Annotated in this window: 20 protein-coding genes and 1 riboswitch; of the genes, 17 read left to right on the forward strand and 3 right to left on the reverse strand. The window is 72.8% G+C overall.

Annotation, left to right across the window (positions count from 1 at the left end; translation table 11 throughout):
* Nucleotides 1-27 precede the first annotated feature (27 nt).
* Nucleotides 28-1,929, reverse strand: coding sequence for an ABC transporter ATP-binding protein (locus ACF1BH_RS04790; protein WP_391641017.1), 1,902 nt, complete (start codon nucleotides 1,927-1,929; stop codon nucleotides 28-30).
* A 95-nt stretch (nucleotides 1,930-2,024) separates the two neighbouring features.
* Complete coding sequence (locus ACF1BH_RS04795; RefSeq protein ID WP_391640937.1) at nucleotides 2,025-3,758, reverse strand: ABC transporter ATP-binding protein; 1,734 nt, start codon at nucleotides 3,756-3,758, stop codon at nucleotides 2,025-2,027.
* Between the two features lie 277 nt (nucleotides 3,759-4,035).
* Here ACF1BH_RS04795 and ACF1BH_RS04800 point away from each other — a divergent pair, with 277 nt between their 5' ends.
* From ACF1BH_RS04800 to ACF1BH_RS04860, 13 genes are all read left to right on the forward strand, one after another.
* On the forward strand, nucleotides 4,036-4,281 hold the full coding sequence (locus tag ACF1BH_RS04800) for a MoaD/ThiS family protein (RefSeq protein WP_391641018.1): 246 nt from the start codon (nucleotides 4,036-4,038) through the stop codon (nucleotides 4,279-4,281).
* Between the two features lie 10 nt (nucleotides 4,282-4,291).
* Nucleotides 4,292-5,596, forward strand: a complete 1,305-nt coding sequence (locus ACF1BH_RS04805; protein ID WP_391640938.1) for a hypothetical protein — start codon at nucleotides 4,292-4,294, stop codon at nucleotides 5,594-5,596.
* A 254-nt stretch (nucleotides 5,597-5,850) separates the two neighbouring features.
* On the forward strand, nucleotides 5,851-6,549 hold the full coding sequence (locus tag ACF1BH_RS04810) for a DUF2993 domain-containing protein (protein WP_391640939.1): 699 nt from the start codon (nucleotides 5,851-5,853) through the stop codon (nucleotides 6,547-6,549).
* 199 nt (nucleotides 6,550-6,748) lie between these two features.
* Entirely contained in the window at nucleotides 6,749-6,856 is a 108-nt protein-coding gene (locus ACF1BH_RS04815) for an Ms5788A family Cys-rich leader peptide (RefSeq protein ID WP_391640940.1), read from the forward strand.
* A gap of 167 nt (nucleotides 6,857-7,023) precedes the next feature.
* A complete protein-coding gene (locus ACF1BH_RS04820; RefSeq protein WP_391640941.1) occupies nucleotides 7,024-7,869 on the forward strand; it encodes a sulfurtransferase in 846 nt (281 codons plus the stop codon).
* A gap of 35 nt (nucleotides 7,870-7,904) precedes the next feature.
* Nucleotides 7,905-8,192 carry a DUF1416 domain-containing protein gene (locus ACF1BH_RS04825; protein ID WP_030286290.1) on the forward strand — a complete coding sequence of 96 codons (288 nt, stop codon included), beginning with the start codon at nucleotides 7,905-7,907 and terminating at the stop codon, nucleotides 8,190-8,192.
* Nucleotides 8,193-8,421: 229 nt separating this feature from the next.
* Entirely contained in the window at nucleotides 8,422-8,649 is a 228-nt protein-coding gene (locus ACF1BH_RS04830; protein ID WP_037679231.1) for a hypothetical protein, read from the forward strand.
* A gap of 262 nt (nucleotides 8,650-8,911) precedes the next feature.
* The gene (locus ACF1BH_RS04835; protein ID WP_391640942.1) at nucleotides 8,912-9,499 is read left to right on the forward strand and encodes an FABP family protein; all 588 of its coding nucleotides are present in this window, start codon (nucleotides 8,912-8,914) and stop codon (nucleotides 9,497-9,499) included.
* A 79-nt stretch (nucleotides 9,500-9,578) separates the two neighbouring features.
* A riboswitch (cobalamin riboswitch) is annotated at nucleotides 9,579-9,663 on the forward strand.
* Nucleotides 9,664-9,773: 110 nt separating this feature from the next.
* Nucleotides 9,774-10,880, forward strand: coding sequence for a FecCD family ABC transporter permease (locus ACF1BH_RS04840; protein WP_391640943.1), 1,107 nt, complete (start codon nucleotides 9,774-9,776; stop codon nucleotides 10,878-10,880).
* Entirely contained in the window at nucleotides 10,880-11,722 is an 843-nt protein-coding gene (locus ACF1BH_RS04845) for an ABC transporter ATP-binding protein (RefSeq protein ID WP_391640944.1), read from the forward strand. The genes ACF1BH_RS04840 and ACF1BH_RS04845 overlap by 1 nt, the downstream gene beginning before the upstream one ends.
* Before the next feature lie 8 nt (nucleotides 11,723-11,730).
* Nucleotides 11,731-12,753 (forward strand): ABC transporter substrate-binding protein, encoded by a 1,023-nt coding sequence (locus tag ACF1BH_RS04850; RefSeq protein ID WP_391640945.1) that lies wholly within the window; start codon nucleotides 11,731-11,733, stop codon nucleotides 12,751-12,753.
* A gap of 36 nt (nucleotides 12,754-12,789) precedes the next feature.
* Nucleotides 12,790-13,236 carry a Fur family transcriptional regulator gene (locus ACF1BH_RS04855; protein ID WP_391640946.1) on the forward strand — a complete coding sequence of 149 codons (447 nt, stop codon included), beginning with the start codon at nucleotides 12,790-12,792 and terminating at the stop codon, nucleotides 13,234-13,236.
* Between the two features lie 107 nt (nucleotides 13,237-13,343).
* The gene (locus ACF1BH_RS04860) at nucleotides 13,344-14,309 is read left to right on the forward strand and encodes a YgfZ/GcvT domain-containing protein (RefSeq protein ID WP_391640947.1); all 966 of its coding nucleotides are present in this window, start codon (nucleotides 13,344-13,346) and stop codon (nucleotides 14,307-14,309) included.
* Nucleotides 14,310-14,390: 81 nt separating this feature from the next.
* Here the strand turns inward: ACF1BH_RS04860 and dtd are convergent, their stop codons facing one another.
* A complete protein-coding gene (gene dtd / locus ACF1BH_RS04865) occupies nucleotides 14,391-14,816 on the reverse strand; it encodes a D-aminoacyl-tRNA deacylase (protein WP_384598183.1) in 426 nt (141 codons plus the stop codon).
* 171 nt (nucleotides 14,817-14,987) lie between these two features.
* Here dtd and ACF1BH_RS04870 point away from each other — a divergent pair, with 171 nt between their 5' ends.
* The 4 genes from ACF1BH_RS04870 to ACF1BH_RS04885 all read left to right on the forward strand — a co-directional run bounded on the left by ACF1BH_RS04870 (nucleotide 14,988) and on the right by ACF1BH_RS04885 (nucleotide 18,184).
* On the forward strand, nucleotides 14,988-15,674 hold the full coding sequence (locus ACF1BH_RS04870; RefSeq protein WP_391640948.1) for an ABC transporter substrate-binding protein: 687 nt from the start codon (nucleotides 14,988-14,990) through the stop codon (nucleotides 15,672-15,674).
* Nucleotides 15,675-15,728: 54 nt separating this feature from the next.
* Nucleotides 15,729-16,715: an asparaginase gene (locus ACF1BH_RS04875; protein ID WP_391640949.1), complete on the forward strand. Its 987-nt coding sequence runs from the start codon at nucleotides 15,729-15,731 to the stop codon at nucleotides 16,713-16,715.
* A 165-nt stretch (nucleotides 16,716-16,880) separates the two neighbouring features.
* Nucleotides 16,881-17,312, forward strand: coding sequence for an ankyrin repeat domain-containing protein (locus ACF1BH_RS04880; protein ID WP_391640950.1), 432 nt, complete (start codon nucleotides 16,881-16,883; stop codon nucleotides 17,310-17,312).
* A gap of 293 nt (nucleotides 17,313-17,605) precedes the next feature.
* Nucleotides 17,606-18,184: an NADPH-dependent FMN reductase gene (locus tag ACF1BH_RS04885; RefSeq protein ID WP_391640951.1), complete on the forward strand. Its 579-nt coding sequence runs from the start codon at nucleotides 17,606-17,608 to the stop codon at nucleotides 18,182-18,184.
* Nucleotides 18,185-18,205 lie beyond the last annotated feature (21 nt).

Consider the following 18,205-nt stretch of genomic DNA (forward strand, 5'->3'; position numbering starts at 1 on the left):
CTGCCGGCGGCCGGGACGGCCGGTGAGTTACTCCGCCTCCACCACCGCCTCGGCGAACTGGGCCGCGTAGAGGCGGGCGTAGGCGCCGTCGGCGGCGAGGAGGGTGTCGTGGGTGCCCTGCTCGACGATGGCGCCGGACTCCATGACCAGGATCAGGTCGGCGTCGCGGATGGTGGAGAGGCGGTGGGCGATGACGAAGCTGGTCCGGCCGGTGCGCAGCCGCGCCATGGCCTGCTGGATCAGCACCTCGGTGCGGGTGTCGACGGAGCTGGTGGCCTCGTCGAGGACGAGGATGGCGGGCTCGGCGAGGAAGGCACGGGCGATGGTGATCAGCTGCTTCTCGCCGACCGAGACGCTGCCGCCCTCGTCGTCGACGACGCTGTCGTAGCCGTCCGGCAGGGTGCGCACGAAGCGGTCGACGTGGGTGGCGCGGGCCGCCTCGACGATCTTCTCGTGCGGGGTGCCGTCGGGGGCGCCGTAGGCGATGTTCTCGGCGATGGTGCCGCCGAAGAGCCAGGTGTCCTGGAGGACCATGCCGATACGGGAGCGCAGTTCCTCGCGGCCGATCCCGGCGATGTCGGTGCCGTCGAGGGTGATCCGGCCCGAGCGGGTCTCGTAGAACCGCATGAGGAGGTTGACGAGGGTGGTCTTGCCGGCGCCGGTGGGGCCGACGATGGCGACGGTCTGGCCGGGCTCGACGGTCAGCGACAAGCCCTCGATCAGCGGCTTCTCCTCGTCGTAGCGGAACGAGACGTTCTCGAAGGCGACGCGTCCGGCGGTGCGCGGCGGCGCGGCGGACTCCTCCGGGTCGGGCGTCTGCTCCTCGGCGTCGAGGAGTTCGAAGACCCGCTCGGCGGAGGCGACGCCGGACTGAACCAGGTTGGCCAGCGCCGCGAACTGTGCGAGCGGCTGGCTGAACTGGCGGGAGTACTGGATGAACGCCTGGACGTCACCGACGGAGAGCGCGCCGGAGGCGACCCGCAGTCCGCCGACGACGGCGATCAGCACGTAGTTGAGGTTGCCGACGAAGGTCATCGCGGGCTGGATGAGACCGGAGATGGCCTGCGCCTTGAAGCTCGCCTCGTAGAGCGCGTCGTTCTGCTCGCGGAAGCGGTCGGCGGACTCCTTCTGACGGCCGAAGACCTTCACCAGGGAGTGGCCGGTGTACATCTCCTCGACATGGCCGTTGAGCTTGCCGGTGGACGACCACTGCTTGACGAACTGCGGCTGCGCCCGCTTGCCGACCCGGGTGGCGACGAGCACCGACAGCGGCACCGTGATCAGCGCGACCACCGCCAGCAGCGGGTTGACCCAGAACATCATCGCGAGGACGCCGAGGACGGTCAGCAGCGAGGTGACGATCTGGCTCAGGCTCTGCTGGAGCGTCTGCTGGATGTTGTCGATGTCGTTGGTGGCGCGGGAGAGCACCTCACCGCGCTGCTGTTTGTCGAAGTAGCTCAGCGGCAGCCGCGACAGCTTCTCCTCGACCTGCTCGCGCATCCGGAAGACGGTGCCCTGCACGGCGGTGGTGACCAGCCGTGCCTGGAGGAAGCCGAAGAGGGTGGCCGCAGCGTAGATCAGGGTGGCGTAGAGCAGGACCGTGCCGACGGCGGTGAAGTCGATGCCGTGGCCGGGGACGAGCGGCAGGGTGCCGATGAGGTCGGCGAGACCGCCCTGCCCGTGGGCGCGCAGCTGCTCGGCGGCCTGCGCCTTGGTGACGCCGGACGGCAGATCGCGGCCGATCAGTCCGGCGAGGAGCAGGTCGGTGGCGTGCCCGAGGACGCGCGGGCCGGTGACCGTGAGCGCCACGGAGGCGACGGTCAGCAGCAGCGCGCCGGTGAGCGCGGCGCGCTGCGGCCGCAGCTGGCCCAGCAGCCGCTTGCCGGAGCCCTTGAAGTCCAGCGATTTCACCAGCGGCGGGCCGCCCATGGCGCGGGCCGGTCCGGTGGGGCGCGCGGTGCGGCGCAGCTCCTCCGCCTCCGCGGCGTCCTCGCCGCGGGTCTCCGTCTCCTTGTCCGCGGTGGTCACGCCGCCTCCTGCTCGGTGAGCTGGGAGAGCACGATCTCCCGGTACGTTGCGTTGTCCGCCATCAGTTCGGCGTGGGTGCCGGTGCCGACGACGCGGCCCCCGTCGAGGACGACGATGCGGTCGGCGCCGCGGATGGTGGCGACGCGCTGGGCGACGATGACGACGCTCGCGCCGCCGGTCTCGCGGGCCAGCGCGGCGCGCAGCGCGGCGTCGGTGGCGTAGTCGAGGGCGGAGAAGGAGTCGTCGAAGAGGTAGAGGTCCGGCTTGCCGACCAGTGCGCGGGCGATGGCCAGGCGCTGACGCTGACCGCCCGAGACGTTGGAGCCGCCCTGCGCGACCGGCGCCTGGAGACCGCCCTCCATCGCCGCGACGAACTCCTTGGCCTGCGCGGTCTCCAGCGCCCGCCACAGGTCCTCGTCGGTGGCGTCCGGGTCGCCGTGGCGGAGGTTGGAGGCGATGGTGCCGGAGAAGAGGTACGGCTTCTGCGGGACGAGGCCGATGGTGCGGGCCAGCGTCGCCTCGTCGAGGGTGCGGACGTCCTCGCCGCCGACCAGGACGGTGCCGCCGGTGGCGTCGAAGAGGCGCGGCACCAGGCCGATCAGGGTGGACTTGCCGCTGCCGGTGGAGCCGATGACGGCGGTGGTCTCGCCGGGCCGGGCGAGCAGCGAGATGTCCTTGAGGACGGGCTCCTCGGCGCCGGGGAAGCGGAACTCCACGCCGCGCAGCTCCAGCTCGCCGGGGCGGCCGAGGGTGGTGACCGGCCGCTCGGGCGGGACGACGCTGCTGTCGGTGTCCAGCACCTCCTGGATGCGCTCGGCGCAGACCTCGGCGCGCGGCAGCATCATCGTCATGAACGTCGCCATCATGATCGACATGAGGATGTACATGAGGTAGCTGAGGAACGCGGTGAGCGCGCCGATCTGCATCGCACCGGAGTCGATGCGCAGCCCGCCGAACCAGACGACGGCGACGCTGGAGAGGTTCACGATCATCATGACCAGCGGGAACATCGTCGACATCAGCTTGCCGGAGCGCAGCGACACGTCGTAGAGGTCACGGTTGGCGGCGGCGAACCGCTGCTGTTCGTGACGGTCGCGGACGAAGGCGCGGATGACGCGGATGCCGGTGATCTGCTCGCGCAGCACGCGGTTGACGGTGTCGATGCGCTCCTGGACGCTGCGGAACAGCGGCCGCAGCCGGCGCACGATGACCGAGACGAAGATCCCCAGGATCGTGACGATCACCAGCAGCAGGCCGGAGAGCGGGACGTCCTGGTTGAGCGCCATGATCACGCCGCCCACGCACATGATCGGCGCGGACACCATCATCGTGAACGTCATCAGGACCAGCATCTGGACCTGCTGGACGTCATTGGTGGTGCGGGTGATCAGCGAGGGTGCGCCGAAGGTGGCCACCTCTCGGGCGGAGAAGGTCTGCACCCGGTCGAAGACCGCCGCCCGGATGTCCCGGCCGAGCCGGCCGGCGGTGCGGGCGCCGAAGTAGACGGCGCCGGTCGCGCAGGCGACCTGCAGCAGCGCGATGGCGATCATGACGCCGCCGACGCGCAGGATGTAGCCCGTGTCCCCGTGGATGACACCGTGGTCGATGATGTCGGCGTTGAGGGTGGGCAGGGAGATGGTGGCCAGCGTCTGGATGAGCTGGAGGAGGACGATCAACGATATTGCGCGCCTATGGGGCCGAAGATGCGCCCACGCGAGTCGGACCAACACCGTACGACCTTATGCGAACACTTGCCCGCGGCAACCGGATATCCGATGGCCTCATCGGGTGCACGGGTGCACGGGCCTCCGCCGGCCGTGTGCCGGAGCCGCCCGTCCGGCCCCCGGCCGCGCCGCGCCCGGCCGTGCGTACGCCATCATGGACGGCGCGGTCCGGGTGCCCCTGTTCCGGCGCCGCGGCGGGACCCCCGCACCGGGGACCCCCGCACCCACGAGATCCACGACACCCATCCACGACAAAGAGGCGGCCGTGACAACAACTGGCACCGTGCGCTACTGGGCAGCCGCCAAGGCCGCCGCGGGCACGGCCGAGGAGCCCTACGCGGCGGAGACGCTCGCCGAGGCGCTGGACGCGGCGCGCACCGCGCACGCCGCGCGCCCGGAGTTCGCGCGCGTCCTGGAGCGCAGCTCGTTCCTGGTGGACGGCGCCCAGGTCGGCACCCGCGACCACGCGGACGTCCCGCTCGTCCAAGGTGGCACCGTCGAGGTCCTGCCGCCGTTCGCGGGAGGCTGAGGAAACGATCATGAACGACTCCCCGCACCAGCCCTACGGCACCCCGGAGCAGCAGCCCGGCCCCGACCCGTACGCCGCCGGCCCGTACCCCGGACAGCCCTTCCCCCAGGGGTACCCGCAGTCCCCCTACGGGCAGGGGCACGCCCCGCAGCAGCCCTACGGGCAGGAACCCCACGGACAGGCCGCCTACGACCGGACCCCGCACGGCCAGGGGCACGACGGCCGGGCCGCGTACGACCAGGCGCCGTACGGGCAGGCCCCGGCGCCGTACGGGCAGCAGCCCGCGCCGCAGCAGTACGCGGCGCAGCAGTACGGGCAGCCCTCGCAGGGCCACCCGGGCCAGGACCCGTACGGGCAGCCCCAGGCCGCCCCGGCCGCCGCCCCGTACGAGCAGGCCCCGTACGAGCAGGCCCCGGCAGCCACCGCCCCCCACGCCCCGGCCGCGCCCACCGTCCCCGCCCCCGGCGGCGCGCAGGGCGGCGCGGCCCCGCACGGTGCCGTGCCCCGGGGCGCCGCACAGGGCGCCCCGCAGCCGGACGCGCCCCAGGACCTCTCCGGGCTCGCGCCCAACCAGCGGGCCCGGGCCGAAGGCCGGTCCCCGATCATCGCGCCGGGGCTCCAGCCCGCCGCGCTGACCGCCGTGCTCGCGCTGCTGCTCGCGGTCACCGCTCCGCTGCCGGAGGCCGTCCGGGCGGTGCCGGTGGTGCTGCTCCAGGCGGTCACCGCGGCCGGCTGGTTCCGGCTGAACGGCATGTGGCCGGCCCGGCAGGGCATCGCGCTGGCGTTCCTTGCGGGTGTGACGACGGACGTCGCGCTGCTCGCGACGGAGCGCGAGGACGCCCCGCTGGTGGTCCTCGGCACGCTCGGCGTGTGGTGCCTGCTCGTCCTCGTCCTCCAGCTGCGCAACCGCAGCAGCGCCGACGAGCGGATGTACGCGCTGACCGCGGGGCTGACCTCCACGGCGCTGGCGGTGCTCGCCGCCGGACAGCTCTCCGCCGTCCCGGACGCGGTCGTGGTGGGCGCCGCCGGTGTCGCCCTGGCCGTCCTGGTCCGCGCACTGCCGCTGCCGGGCCCGGTCTCCGCGGTCCTGGCGCTGCTCGCCGCCGCCGGTGCGGGCGCCGCCGCCGGGCAGCTCAACGCGTTCGGCGCCATGGGTGCCGCGCTGGGACTGGCGGCCGGTTGCTGTGCGCTGATCGGTCTGCGGGTGGCGAGCTACGACTACCCGTCCCGCTTCGTCCACCTCACCGCGGGCGTCGCGCTGCCGCTGGCGCTCGCCGCCCCGGCGGTCCACCTGCTGGGGCCGGTCCTGAGCTGACCCGCCCGCCTCTCCGACCGCCTCCCCGACCGGCCGCCGCCGGGCGCCCCGCGCGCCCCCGACGGCCGGTCGCGTTCCGGGAGCCGCCGCGGGCCGGGTCGCGGCGCGGGAACCGGTCGCCCCGTCGTTCCCCGCGGCCGGTCGTCCGGACGGGTGAGTCGTCTAGGCTCGCCGGTGCGCGGGCAGGGGCTCCGCGACGTACGGAGACGAAGCGACAGGCCGGGTGGACCGGCCGAGTGTGGGGGAAGGGTTCGATGCGCGCACTGAAGGTGCTGCTGGTGCTGGTGGTGGTGGTCGGCGGGTTGTTCGTCGCCGCCGACCGCGTCGCGGTCAATCTCGCCGAGGACAAGGCGGCGGAGAAGATCCGCGGCAGCCTGTCGCTCCCGGCGGATCCGGAGGTCTCGATCAAGGGCTTCCCGTTCCTGACCCAGGTCGCCGGGCGCAGCCTGGACGAGGTCGACACCTCGCTGGGCGATCTCAAGGCCAGCGCCGACGGCCACACGCTCCGGGTCGCGAAGCTGAAGGCGACCTTCCACGACGTGCGGCTCTCGGACGACTACAGCTCGATCGAGAAGGCCGCGTCGGCCACCGCCACCGCCACCCTCTCCTACCCGGACCTGACCTCGGCGTCCGGCGCGAACGTGCAGGTGGCGTACGGCGGGCAGAAGGACGGCCGGGGCCAGGTGAAGATCTCGCCGAGCTTTCCGCTGCTCAGCTCGCTGGAGGTGACCGGCTCGGTCACCGCGCAGGGCAACACCCTGCGGCTGCGCGCCGACTCCATCCCGACCATGTGCCGGCTGCTCCCCGGCTGCGCCGACAAGGTCCGCGAGCAGACCGACCACGAGTGGAAGCTCGACCAGCTGCCGTCCCACCTCAAGCTCGACAAGGTCACCACCGGCCCCGGCGGCGTGAAGATCACCGCGACCGGTACGGACGTCAAGCTCCCCGGCTGACCGCCCGCCGCCCGGCTGCCCCCACGTCCAGCCGTTGAGACGGCATGTTCCGTACGACAGACCCCCCACCGTCCCACCGCCGTCCGGCCCCCGCGGGGGAGCACCGGGCGGCGGTCTTCGTTCCGTATCGCGGACAATCGCGTCTCGTCATGTGACACACCGGTGACAGGCCCCGGTGTCCGTCCCTACGATCGAGGCCATGCAGAGCGCATCGAGCGGTCTCCGTTTCCGGGGACAGGCGAACCTCACGAAGCGGCGGGCAGTCGACCTGTGCCGCGTCGCCACCATGCTCTGTCGCCCTGTCTGACGGGTCCGTCCCCGTCGCCGGCCGGTCCGCCCCGGCCGCTCCGTCTGATCGCCGTTCCCGTTGTGCCACGCCGCGCCGCGCGCCGCCCTCGGCCGCCGCGCTTCCCCGGCGTATCCGCGTGCCCGTCCCGCAAGCACACCCCCGCAACTGCCCCGGAGGAGAAGAACATGAGCCGCACCGACGTTCTGGTGGACGCCGACTGGGTCGAGGCCCACCTCGACGACCCGAAGGTCGTCCTCGTCGAGGTCGACGAGGACACCGCCGCGTACGACAAGAACCACATCAAGAACGCCGTCCGGATCGACTGGCAGAAGGACCTTCAGGACCCGGTCCGCCGCGACTTCGTCGACCAGGAGGGCTTCGAGAAGCTGCTCTCCGCCAAGGGCATCGCCAACGACGACACCGTCGTCCTCTACGGCGGCAACAACAACTGGTTCGCCTCGTACGCCTACTGGTACTTCAAGCTCTACGGCCACGGCAGCGTGAAGCTGCTCGACGGCGGCCGCAAGAAGTGGGAGCTGGACTCCCGCGACCTGGTCGACGGCTCCGAGGTCCCGAACCGCCCGGCCACCGCGTACAAGGCCCAGGCACAGGACACCTCCATCCGCGCCTTCCGGGACGACGTCGTCGCCGCGATCGGCACCAAGAACCTCGTCGACGTGCGCTCCCCCGACGAGTTCAGCGGCAAGCTGCTCGCCCCGGCGCACCTCCCGCAGGAGCAGTCGCAGCGCCCCGGCCACGTGCCGAGCGCCCGCAACATCCCGTGGTCGAAGAACGCCAACGACGACGGCACCTTCAAGTCGGACGACGAGCTGACGGCCCTCTACGAGCAGGAGTCCGTCGACCTGGCGAAGGACACCATCGCCTACTGCCGTATCGGTGAGCGTTCCGCCCTGACCTGGTTCGTCCTGCACGAGCTGCTCGGCCAGGAGAACGTCAAGAACTACGACGGTTCCTGGACCGAGTACGGCTCGCTGGTCGGCGTGCCGATCGAGCTCGGCGCCAACAAGTAAGTCCGCCCCACCCCTATACCCCTCAAGGAATCCCCATGTGTGGAGCACAGGCCGGCGGCCCCGACGCGTCGACCATCAAGCCCGGTGAGACCACGATCCAGGGCAGCGTGACCCGCGACGGCGAGCCCGTCACCGGCTACGTCCGCCTGCTGGACAGCACCGGCGAGTTCACCGCCGAGGTCCCCACCTCCGCGACCGGACAGTTCCGCTTCTACGCCGCCGAGGGCACCTGGACGCTGCGCGCCCTCGTCCCCGGCGCCACCGCCGACCGCACCGTGGTCGCGCAGAAGGGCGGCCTGGCGGAGGTCGCCATCGCCGTCTGACGACAGCGTGCGGTGGGTGCGCGGCAGCGGTCGCGCACCCACCGGCGGAGGGCCGCACCCCGGGGTTGGACGCCTTGCTGGGGGTGCGGCCCTCCGCGCTGTGTACGGACCGGCGGGGCGTGTCGCGAACGGGCCGCCGGGGCTTCTTTCCGGGGCTGCGCGGACTTACCGTGGAGGTATGCCCGGCTGGCTGCCTCCCCGACGCCGTCATCGCTGGTACTTCGTGATGATGGGGGTTTGCCTCACCCTTTTCGTGCTGGCCTGGAGCGTGGTGCGGATGTGGTCGGTGACGGCCGCGGTGGTGATGTGCGTGATCGCGATGGTCATCCCGCCGGTCGCGGCGATCGTCGCCAACCGCCGGGGCCCCTACGAGCGCTGGTGGGACGAGTCCGGCGACCCGGAGTCGGACCGCTGGTGGCGCGAGCTGGACGACCGCGACGACCACCACTCGCACTGAGGCGCCGGCCCCGCTCCGCGCGCGGGGAACCTCACAGCGCCGTCGCGAACGGCGCCGACTAGACTCGTGCCCGGTCCGTTCCACCCCACTCCGTCCAAGGAGCACGACGTGCTTGAGGCAGTCTTCACCACCCTGCTCGTCCTGGTCGGCGTCGGCGTCATCGCCTTCGCCGGTCTGACCTACAAGAAGCTCTACCAGGGTCAGCGCTGACGACCGCCTCCCGACGTGCCGCCTTGTCCCTCCCCACAGATCGCCTGAGCTGATGATCGAGATCCCGTCCGACCTGAACCCGGCCCTCGTTCCCCTGGCCTTCCTCCTCGGCAACTGGGAAGGCGCGGGCGTCGCCGACTTCCCCGGCACCGAGAAGTGCAACTTCGGGCAGGAGGTCACGTTCACCCACGACGGCCGTGACTTCCTGGAGTACACCTCGCACAGCTGGGTCCTGGACGGCGAGGGCAAGAAGGTCCGTCCGCTGGAGACCGAGAGCGGCTACTGGCGCATCGACAAGGACCGCAAGGTCGAGATCGTCATGATCCGCGACCAGGGCATCGTCGAGGTCTGGTACGGCGAACTGGCCGACCAGAAGCCCCAGATCGACCTCGCCACCGACGCCGTCGCCCGCACCGCGGCCGCCGGTCCGTACACCGGTGGCAAGCGGCTCTACGGCTACGTCAAGAGCGACCTGATGTGGGTCGGCGAGAAGGCCACCCCCGAGGTGCCGCTGCGGCCGTACATGTCCGCGCACCTGAAGAAGGTCGCCGGCCTCAAGGAGTGGGCGGAGAGCCTGCCGGCCGACACCCCGGACGGCGTCTCGTTCTTCAACGCGGACGGCACCCCGTACGAGGGCTGAGCACCGCCCGACGGCGTACGGGACGGTGTTCGCACTGTCCCGCACATCCCACAACCGCATACGCATGACGCGCCCCGCGGGGGAAGTCCGGTGAGAGTCCGGCGCTGACCCGCAACGGTAAGCGGAGCCCCCGTCCAGGGGAGCGTCCGTGAGCCCGATCGCCCGCGGCGGCGCCTGTTCCTGTAGAACTCGCCGTGGACTGCGAGGGGACGCCCGCCGCGCGCCGGGCCGTGCCTTCACTTGCAGGACGGCCCGAGTCGAAGGCGGACCGTCCGTGGAACCGACGCCCTCCCAGGCCCCCGCGCCCCGCACCGCGCGCCCGCACGAGGCGCCCGCGCCGGTGCGCCGCCTCCCCCTCCCGCCGCTGGTCGCGGCCCTCACCGTCGCGCTGCTCGGCTCCGTCGTCTGCGGCGTCGGCCTGGGCTCCGCCGGGGTGAGCTGGAGCCAGGTGGTGCGCTATCTGGCCGCCGGGGTGACCGGCGGGACCCTCCCGGCCGGGGACGCCGCGGGCTACACCGTCGTCTGGGAGCTGCGCTTCCCCCGGGCGCTGCTGGCCGCCGTCGTCGGCGCGGGGCTCTCCGCCATCGGCGTCGCCGTGCAGGCGCTGGTCCGCAACGCGCTCGCCGATCCGTTCGTCCTCGGGATCTCCTCCGGCGCCGCCGTCGGTGCCAACGCCGTCCTCCTCTTCGGCGCCGCCGGGGCGCTGGGCGTCTGGGCGCTGTCGACCTCCGCGTTCGTCTGCGCGCTGCTCGCCATGGCCCTGGTGTACGCCGCCGCCCGCACCTCCCACGGCCTCACCCCGCTGCGGCTGGTCCTCACCGGCACCGCGATGTACTACGGCTTCTCCGCCGTGACGACGCTGATGGTGTTCTCCGCCGACCGCGGTGAGGCGGCCCGTTCGGCGGTGATGTGGCTGCTGGGCTCCCTGAGCGGCGCGGGCTGGCCGTCCGTGCCGCTGGCCGCCGCCGCGGTGGCCGGGGCGGTGCTCTACCTGCGGCTGGCCGCGGGCCGGCTGAACGCGCTGGCCATGGGCGACGAGACGGCCGCGGCGCTCGGTGTGGACGCCGGACGGCTGCGGCGGGAGCTGTTCCTGGTGGTGGCGGCGGTGGCCGGGGCGGTGGTCGCGGTCAGCGGGGCGATCGGCTTCGTCGGGCTGCTGGTGCCGCATGTGACGCGGATGCTGGTGGGCGCCGACCACCGGCGGGTGATCGCGGTGGCGCCGCTGCTCGGCGCGGTGCTGCTGGTCTGGGCGGATGTGCTGTCCCGGGTGCTGATCGCGCCCGTCGAACTACCCGTCGGGGCGATCACCGCGGTGCTCGGCGTGCCCGGCTTCGTGCTGCTGATGCGGCGGAACGGCTACAGCTTCGGAGGGGGCGTCTGATGCGCGTCGACATCGAGGACCTGGCCGTGGAGGCCGCCGGGCGGCGGCTGCTCCACGACGTGACGCTGCGCGCGGCGGAAGGGCAGCTCATCGGGGTGGTCGGCCCCAACGGCAGCGGCAAGTCCACGCTGCTGCGGTGCGTCTACCGGGCGCTGCGCCCGGCGGGCGGCACGGTCCGGCTGGACGGCGCCGATCTGCACGCCATGGACGCCCGCGAGGGCGCCCGGCTGCTGGCCGCGCTGCCGCAGGAGGGCCAGGCCACCTTCGACTTCACCGTCGCCGAGATCGTGGCGATGGGCCGGCTCCCGCACCAGCGCGGCTCGGGCCGGGCGTCCGCCGCCGACGAGGAGATCTGCGCGCGGGCGCTGGCCCGGGTCGGCGCCGGGCATCTGCCGCACCGCGGCTTCCCCGGCCTGTCCGGCGGCGAGAAGCAGCGGGTGCTGATCGCCCGCGCGCTGGCCCAGGAACCGCGGGTACTGGTGCTGGACGAGCCCACCAACCACCTCGACATCGCCCAGCAGCTGGAGGTCCTGGCGCTGGTCCGCGACAGCCGGCTGACGGTGCTGGCGGCGCTGCACGACCTCAACCTCGCGGCGCAGCACTGCGATGCGCTGTACGTCCTGGACGGCGGCCGGATCGTCGCCTCCGGCGCGCCGCACGAGGTGCTCACCGCCGAACTGCTCGCCGAGGTCTTCGGCGTCCGCGCCCACCGCGTCCGCCATCCGGAGACCGGCGCCGTACAGCTGCTCTTCGACCGGCTGCCGCAGCGAACGGCCGCCCCGGAGGCCGCCCCGGACGGCGCCGCTTCCCCCTCCGCCCCGTCCTCCCCCTCCCCCAGATGAGGCCGCCGATGTCCCGTCGCCCCGCCGCCCTGTTCGCCGCGCTCGCCGCCCTCGTCCTGCCCCTCACCGGATGCGGGGCGAAGATCTCCTCGGAGCGGGGCGCCGACCGCAAGGAAGCCGCCGGTTACCCGGTCACCGTCAGGAACTGCGGCACCGATCTGACCTTCGACCGAAAGCCGTCCCGGGTCGTCACCAACGACATCGGCATCACCGACCTGATGCTGGCGCTCGGCCTGGAGGACCGGATGGCCGGGTACGTCACACCGCCGTACCGGGGCCGGATCGACAAGGTGGCCTGGCGGGACGCTTACGACAAGGTGCCGTGGCTGTCGAAGAAGGCGATCACCAAGGAGATCGCCCTCGACGCCCACGCCGACCTCGTCCTCGCGGGCTGGAACTACGGCTTCGGCGAGGGCAACGACCTCACGCCCGCCTCCCTCAAGAAGCTCGGCATCGGCTCGTACGTGCTGACCGAGTCGTGCCGCAACGGCGGCGCCGGCAGCGCCCGCGGGGTGATGCCGCCGCTGGAGGCGCTCTACACCGACCTGACGGCCCTCGGGAAGATCTTCCACGTCGAGGACCGCGCCGCGAAGCTGATCGGGGAGTACCGCGCGCAGATCGCCGAGGCCCGCGCCGGGCACCCCGAGGACCGGCGGAAGCCCACCGTCTTCCTCTACGACAGCGGCACCGACAAGCCGCTGACCGCGGGCGCGTTCGCCGGTCCGGACGACATCATCACCAAGGCGGGCGGCGTCAACATCACCAAGGACCTCAAGGACACCTGGACCACCGTCGGCTGGGAGACCGTCGTCGAGCGCGACCCCGACGTCATCGTGATCAACGACTACGGTTCGCCGACCGCCGCGCAGAAGAAGGACTTCCTGCTCCACTACAAGCCGCTGGCGAACGTCTCCGCCGTCAAGCACCGCCGGATCTACGCGCTGGACTACGCCGACCTCGTCGAATCGCCCCGGAACCCGGCCGCGGTGCGCTCGTTGGCGCGTTATCTCGCCGCCGGACACGTCGGCTGACTCCTCGGGCGGCCGGGCGCTCCTTACACTGGGCCTGTGGTGAGCACCGACTGGCAGAGCGACCTCCGCAAACGCGGCTACCGGCTGACGCCCCAGCGTCAGCTCGTGCTGGAAGCCGTCGACCGACTGGAGCACGCGACCCCGGACGACGTCCTCACCGAGGTACGCAAGACCGCGGGCAGCGTGAACATCTCCACCGTCTACCGCACGCTGGAGCTGCTGGAGGAGTTGGGCCTGGTCAGCCACGCCCACCTCGGGCACGGCTCGGCGACGTACCACCTCGCCGACCGCCACCACCACATGCACCTGGTCTGCCGGGACTGCACGGAGGTGATCGAGGCGGATCTGTCGGTGGCCGAGCCGTTCGCCGCCACGCTGCACGAGCAGTTCGGCTTCACCACCGACCTGAAGCACTTCGCCATCTTCGGCCGCTGCCGCGCCTGTACGCAGAAGGCGGCGGAGCGGCAGGACGGCGAGGCGTAGGCCCCGCGGCAGGCCCGTTCCGCGTCGCGGGCGCGGGGCCGCCCCGCGCCCGCCCGGGCACCCCACCGCGCTCCCGGTGGCGTACCGCCGGGCCGTAGGCTGGCGGCATGAAGAGTTCCCTGCTGTCGCTGCCCGGCGCCGTCCCCGCCGAGGCCCCCGACGAAGGCGTCGCCGCGCACTACGGTGACCTCTTCCGTGAACAACGCGCGCTGGCGGACGGCTCCGGTTTCGTGGACCTCTCGCACCGCGGCGTCGTCACCGTCACCGGTCCTGAGCGGCTGAGCTGGCTGCATCTGCTGGTCACCCAGCACGTCAGCGAGCTGCCGCCCGGGCAGGCCACCGAGGCGCTGATCCTCTCCCCGCACGGCCATGTGGAGCATGCGCTCTACCTCGTCGACGACGGGGAGACGACGTGGCTGCACGCCGAGCCGGGCACCCAGGAGGCGTTGATCGCCTATCTGGAGAGCATGAAGTTCTTCTACCGCGTCGAGGTCGCCGACCGCACCGCCGACATCGCCGTGGTGCACCTCCCGGCCGGTTCGATCACCGAGGCGCCCGAGGGCACGGTCGTCCGCGAGACGCCGCACGGCCGGGACCTCTTCCTGCCGCGCGCCGAGCTGGACGAGTTCGCCGCGGCCCACGGCCCGGCGGTCGGCGTCCTCGCGCTGGAGGCACTGCGCGTCGAGGCGCACCGTCCGCGGCTCGGCCTGGAGACCGACCACCGCACCATCCCGCACGAGCTGGGCTGGCTGGAGAGCGCGGTGCACCTCCAGAAGGGCTGCTACCGCGGTCAGGAGACCGTCGCCCGCGTCCACAACCTGGGGAAGCCGCCGCGCCGGCTGGTCTTCCTGCACCTGGACGGCAGCGAGGTGCATCTGCCGCCGCACGGCACGCCGTTGCGGCTCGCCGCCGACGGTCCCGAGGGCCGCCAGATCGGCTTCATCACGACCTCGGCCCGCCACCACGAGCTGGGCCCGATCGCCCTGGGCCTGATCAAGCGGAACGTCCCCGTCGACGCCCCGCTGGACGCCGAGGGCACCGCCGCGGCGCAGGAGGTCGTGGTCGCGCCGTAGGGCGCCCCGAGACACGGCGAACGGCCGCGGCCCCTCCCGTAGGGACCGCGGCCGTTCGTCGTGCCGGGAGAGCGCCGGTGATCAGACCTCGACGAGGACGGTGAACGGCCCGTCGTTGGTCAGCGACACCTTCATGTCGGCGCCGAACCTGCCGGTCTCCACCTGGGCGCCGAGGGCCCGCAGCTGAGCGACGACCTCGTCGACGAGGGGTTCGGCGACCGGGCCGGGCGCGGCCGCGTTCCAGGTGGGGCGGCGGCCCTTGCGCGCGTCACCGTAGAGAGTGAACTGGCTGATGACCAGCAGCGGGGCGGCCGTGTCCGAGCACGACTTCTCGCCCTGGAGGATCCGCACCGACCACAGCTTCCGGGCGAGCTGCGCCGCCTTCTCCGCGGTGTCGTCGTGCGTGACCCCGACCAGCACGCACAGTCCCTCGCCGACGATCTCGCCGACCGTCTCGCCGTCCACGACGACGCGTGCGCCGTCCACCCTCTGCACCACTGCTCGCATACCCGCCATCATGCCGGGCCCCGGAACCGTTCGGACAGCCGTGCCCCTCCAGGGGCCGTTCGGGTGTCATGGCCCTGCATACGGACCGCCCAGAGTGGCACGATGCGTGCACGTGGTGCGTTTCATGGACAACATGCCCTGGATGCCGCACCGGACGAGGGGACAACACTCATGAACACTGCCGGCGCCGGGCGGATGATCCCCGGTCCCGTACCACCCGCCCGTACGACCCCGGGTGCCGCTCCGGCACCGCCCGTCGCGCGGGGGACGACCATGGCGACGGCTCCTGACGGCGCCCGCACCGAGGATGGCCCCATGCTCCAAGCCGGCCGGTCGCAGCACCGCCCACCGCAGCAGCGCGACCGCTTCCACCCCGTCGTCCAGCCGGATCTGACCGCCCCGGGCCTGCCCGAACTGCGGGTGCTGCGGCGCGACGCACAGCGCGAGGAGGCCGATCTCAGCTATCTGCGGAGGCTGCTCCAGGGCCGGATCGACATCCTGCGGGCGGAGCTGGCCCGCCGGGCGGCGCCGCTGCCGCCGCTGCTCGACCGGCTGCCGGAGATCCTGGCGGACGTCCCGTCCCGCCACCGCTCCTCCGCCCGGCACGTCACGGTCGGCACCCCGCACGGCGAGGAGTACCGGCGGCTCGCCGACGACATGCTCGGCGAGGTGGAACTGTCCGATCTGGGGGCGCGGACCGACGGCGAGCTGACGGAGGCGATGACCCGGCTGGTCCGGTACGAGCAGCAGGTCTCCGGGCGGCGGCAGTCGCTCCAGCGGATGGCCGACGATTGCAGCACCGAAATGGCCCGCAGGTACCGTGAAGGGGAAGCACAAGTAGACGACCTGCTGTCCTGACCTGGGCCACAAGCCTTCCAGGGAGGGCCGGTCACGTTCCCGGAAGGCCCATCGATGTCTCCGTCCCGCCCGATATCCGACCGCCCGGCGCCGGTCACCCCGGACGCCCCGGTCCTCGCCGAGGTCGTCCGCTCCGGTTTCGTCGAGGGGCGCCACCGCGGCTCCCTGGTGGTGCTGGCCGCCGACGGCAGCGTCGAGACCGCGCTCGGTGACGTCGACGCGCCCGTCTTCCCCCGCTCCACCAACAAGCCGATGCAGGCCGCGGCGCTGCTGCGGGCGGGCCTGGAGCTGTCCGGGGAACGGCTCGCGCTCGCGGCGGCCAGCCACTCCGGAGAATCGTTCCATCTGGAGCTGGTGCGGACGATGCTGGACGAGTTCCGGCTCGACGCGGCGCAGCTGCAGACGCCGCCGGACCTCCCGCTGGACCCGGAGGAGGCCGAGCGGTACCTCGCGTCCGGCCAGGTCCGCTCGCCGCTGACGATGAACTGCTCCGGCAAGCACACCGCGATGCTCGCCGCCTGCGTCGCCAACGGCTGGCCCACGGAGACCTACCTCGACCAGGACCACCCGCTCCAGCAGCTGATCCTTCAGTGCGTGCGCGCGGCGAGCGGTGAGGAGGTGGCCCACATCGGCACCGACGGCTGCGGCGCGCCGCTGATGTCGCTGTCGCTGACCGGTCTGGCCCGCGCGTTCCGGACCTTCGTCCTCGCCGCGCCGGGCACGCCCGAGCGGCGGGTCGCGGACGCGATGCGCGCGCACCCCGAGTACGTCGCGGGGACCCGGCGCCCGGACACCTGGCTGATGCGGGAGCTGCCCGGGACGCTGTCGAAGATGGGCGCGGAGGCGGTCCAGGCGCTGGCGCTGCCCGACGGCCGGGCCCTCGCCTTCAAGATCGACGACGGCAACACCCGCACGCTGGGCCCGGTGCTGGCGCGCACGCTGCGCGGGATGGGCGTCGAGGCGCCGGTCCTGGAGCGGATCGCGGACGTACCGCTGCTGGGCGGCGGCGTCCGGGTCGGGGAGATCCGCGCGGCGTTCTGAGGTACGCGCGGGGCGGGGCGGCGGGACCGGCTTCGCCCCGCACCGCCTGCCCGGTCGCGTGGTGTTCCCTCGTCGTACGGCGTTGGCCTGCACAAAGGGCGTCGGGCGTGCCTACAGTGGCGGCGACAGCCAGTGGGGAACGATCACAGCAGGAGGCCGGCGATCATGAGCGATGCGCAGACCGGACCGCAGGGGCCCGAGGCGACCGAGCACGCCCACGACCCCGAGGTGCTACAGCTCGCGGCCAAGGTGTTCGACCTCGCGCGGCAGGGCGACACCGACACCGTCGCCGCGTACGTGGACGCCGGGGTGCCGGCCAATCTGACCAACGAGAAGGGCGATTCGCTGGTCATGCTGGCCGCCTACCACGGCCACGCGGCCACGGTGGAGGCGCTGCTGCGGCGCGGCGCCGACGCCGACCGCGCCAACGACCGCGGCCAGACGCCGTTGGCGGGCGCGGTCTTCAAGGGCGAGGACGAGGTCGTGAAGGTGCTGGTCACCCATGGCGCGGACCCGGCCGCGGGTACGCCGTCGGCGATCGACACGGCCCGGATGTTCGAGAAGACGGAGCTGCTGAAGCTGTTCAAGGCCGCCTGAGCGGCACGGCTTCCCGGGACAGGGCCCCGGGCGGAGCGGACACGGGCCGGATACGGCGCGGGACCGCTGCCGCCCGGGGCCCTGCGGCGTCCGGCCCGTGTCCGGCCCGAGGGGGGCGGGCGGCGGGCAGATCGCAGACGGAGGGCGGCGGGCGGCGGGCGGCGGGCGGCGGAACGCAACCGGCGGAACGCAATCGACGGACGGCAGTTGACCTCAACTCCACTTGAGGTTTTAGCGTCGGTCCCGACGGCGGCACCCGCCCCCGCATCCACGCTCCCTTCCGGAGGAATCCCGTGTCCGCGACCGACGCCCCCGCCCGCCACACCCTCGCCGTGCTCGTCGGCTCCACCCGGGAGGGCCGGTTCGCGCCGGTCGTCAGCGGCTGGTTCGCCCGGCAGGCCGCCGCCCGTCCGCACCTCGACGTCGACGTCATCGACCTGGACGCGGTCCGCCCCTACGAACTGCGCCACGGCACGCCGGAGTTCGAGGAGTTCGCCGGACGCATCGCGGCGGCCGACGCGTTCGTGGTGGTCACCCCCGAGTACAACCACTCCTTCCCCGCGCCGCTCAAGCACGCCATCGACCTGCTGAACCCGCAGTGGCACGCCAAGCCCGTCGGCTTCGTCTCGTACGGCGGGCTCTCCGGCGGTCTGCGGGCGGTCGAGCAACTGCGACTCGTCTTCGCGGAGTTGCACGCCACGACGGTCCGCGAGACGGTCAGCTTCCCGCTGGCCTGGACGCTCTTCGACGAGAACGGCGAACTGCACGACCCGGCGCCGGCCACCAAGGCGGCCGACACCTTGCTGGACCAGCTCACCTGGTGGGCCCTCACGCTGCGCGAGGGCCGGGCCGCGCGGCCGTACGGGGCCTGACCGGGGGGCGTGCACGCACTT

It is taken from the genome of Streptomyces sp. NPDC014733, from assembly GCF_043083385.1.
GTDB lineage: Bacteria > Actinomycetota > Actinomycetes > Streptomycetales > Streptomycetaceae > Streptomyces.

Bases quoted from the DNA above. Each gene is read 5' to 3' on its own strand.
- ACF1BH_RS04820 (WP_391640941.1), top strand. From the start codon at position 7,024: ATGAGCCGCACCGACGTTCTGGTGGACGCCGACTGGGTCGAGGCCCAC.
- ACF1BH_RS04850 (WP_391640945.1), top strand. From the start codon at position 11,731: ATGTCCCGTCGCCCCGCCGCCCTGTTCGCCGCGCTCGCCGCCCTCGTC.
- ACF1BH_RS04805 (WP_391640938.1), top strand. From the start codon at position 4,292: ATGAACGACTCCCCGCACCAGCCCTACGGCACCCCGGAGCAGCAGCCC.
- ACF1BH_RS04880 (WP_391640950.1), top strand. From the start codon at position 16,881: ATGAGCGATGCGCAGACCGGACCGCAGGGGCCCGAGGCGACCGAGCAC.
- ACF1BH_RS04860 (WP_391640947.1), top strand. From the start codon at position 13,344: ATGAAGAGTTCCCTGCTGTCGCTGCCCGGCGCCGTCCCCGCCGAGGCC.
- ACF1BH_RS04845 (WP_391640944.1), top strand. From the start codon at position 10,880: ATGCGCGTCGACATCGAGGACCTGGCCGTGGAGGCCGCCGGGCGGCGG.
- ACF1BH_RS04810 (WP_391640939.1), top strand. From the start codon at position 5,851: ATGCGCGCACTGAAGGTGCTGCTGGTGCTGGTGGTGGTGGTCGGCGGG.
- ACF1BH_RS04830 (WP_037679231.1), top strand. From the start codon at position 8,422: ATGGGGGTTTGCCTCACCCTTTTCGTGCTGGCCTGGAGCGTGGTGCGG.
- ACF1BH_RS04790 (WP_391641017.1), bottom strand. From the start codon at position 1,929: ATGGGCGGCCCGCCGCTGGTGAAATCGCTGGACTTCAAGGGCTCCGGC.
- ACF1BH_RS04875 (WP_391640949.1), top strand. From the start codon at position 15,729: ATGTCTCCGTCCCGCCCGATATCCGACCGCCCGGCGCCGGTCACCCCG.
- ACF1BH_RS04835 (WP_391640942.1), top strand. From the start codon at position 8,912: ATGATCGAGATCCCGTCCGACCTGAACCCGGCCCTCGTTCCCCTGGCC.
- ACF1BH_RS04815 (WP_391640940.1), top strand. From the start codon at position 6,749: ATGCAGAGCGCATCGAGCGGTCTCCGTTTCCGGGGACAGGCGAACCTC.
- dtd (WP_384598183.1), bottom strand. From the start codon at position 14,816: ATGCGAGCAGTGGTGCAGAGGGTGGACGGCGCACGCGTCGTCGTGGAC.
- ACF1BH_RS04825 (WP_030286290.1), top strand. From the start codon at position 7,905: ATGTGTGGAGCACAGGCCGGCGGCCCCGACGCGTCGACCATCAAGCCC.
- ACF1BH_RS04870 (WP_391640948.1), top strand. From the start codon at position 14,988: ATGAACACTGCCGGCGCCGGGCGGATGATCCCCGGTCCCGTACCACCC.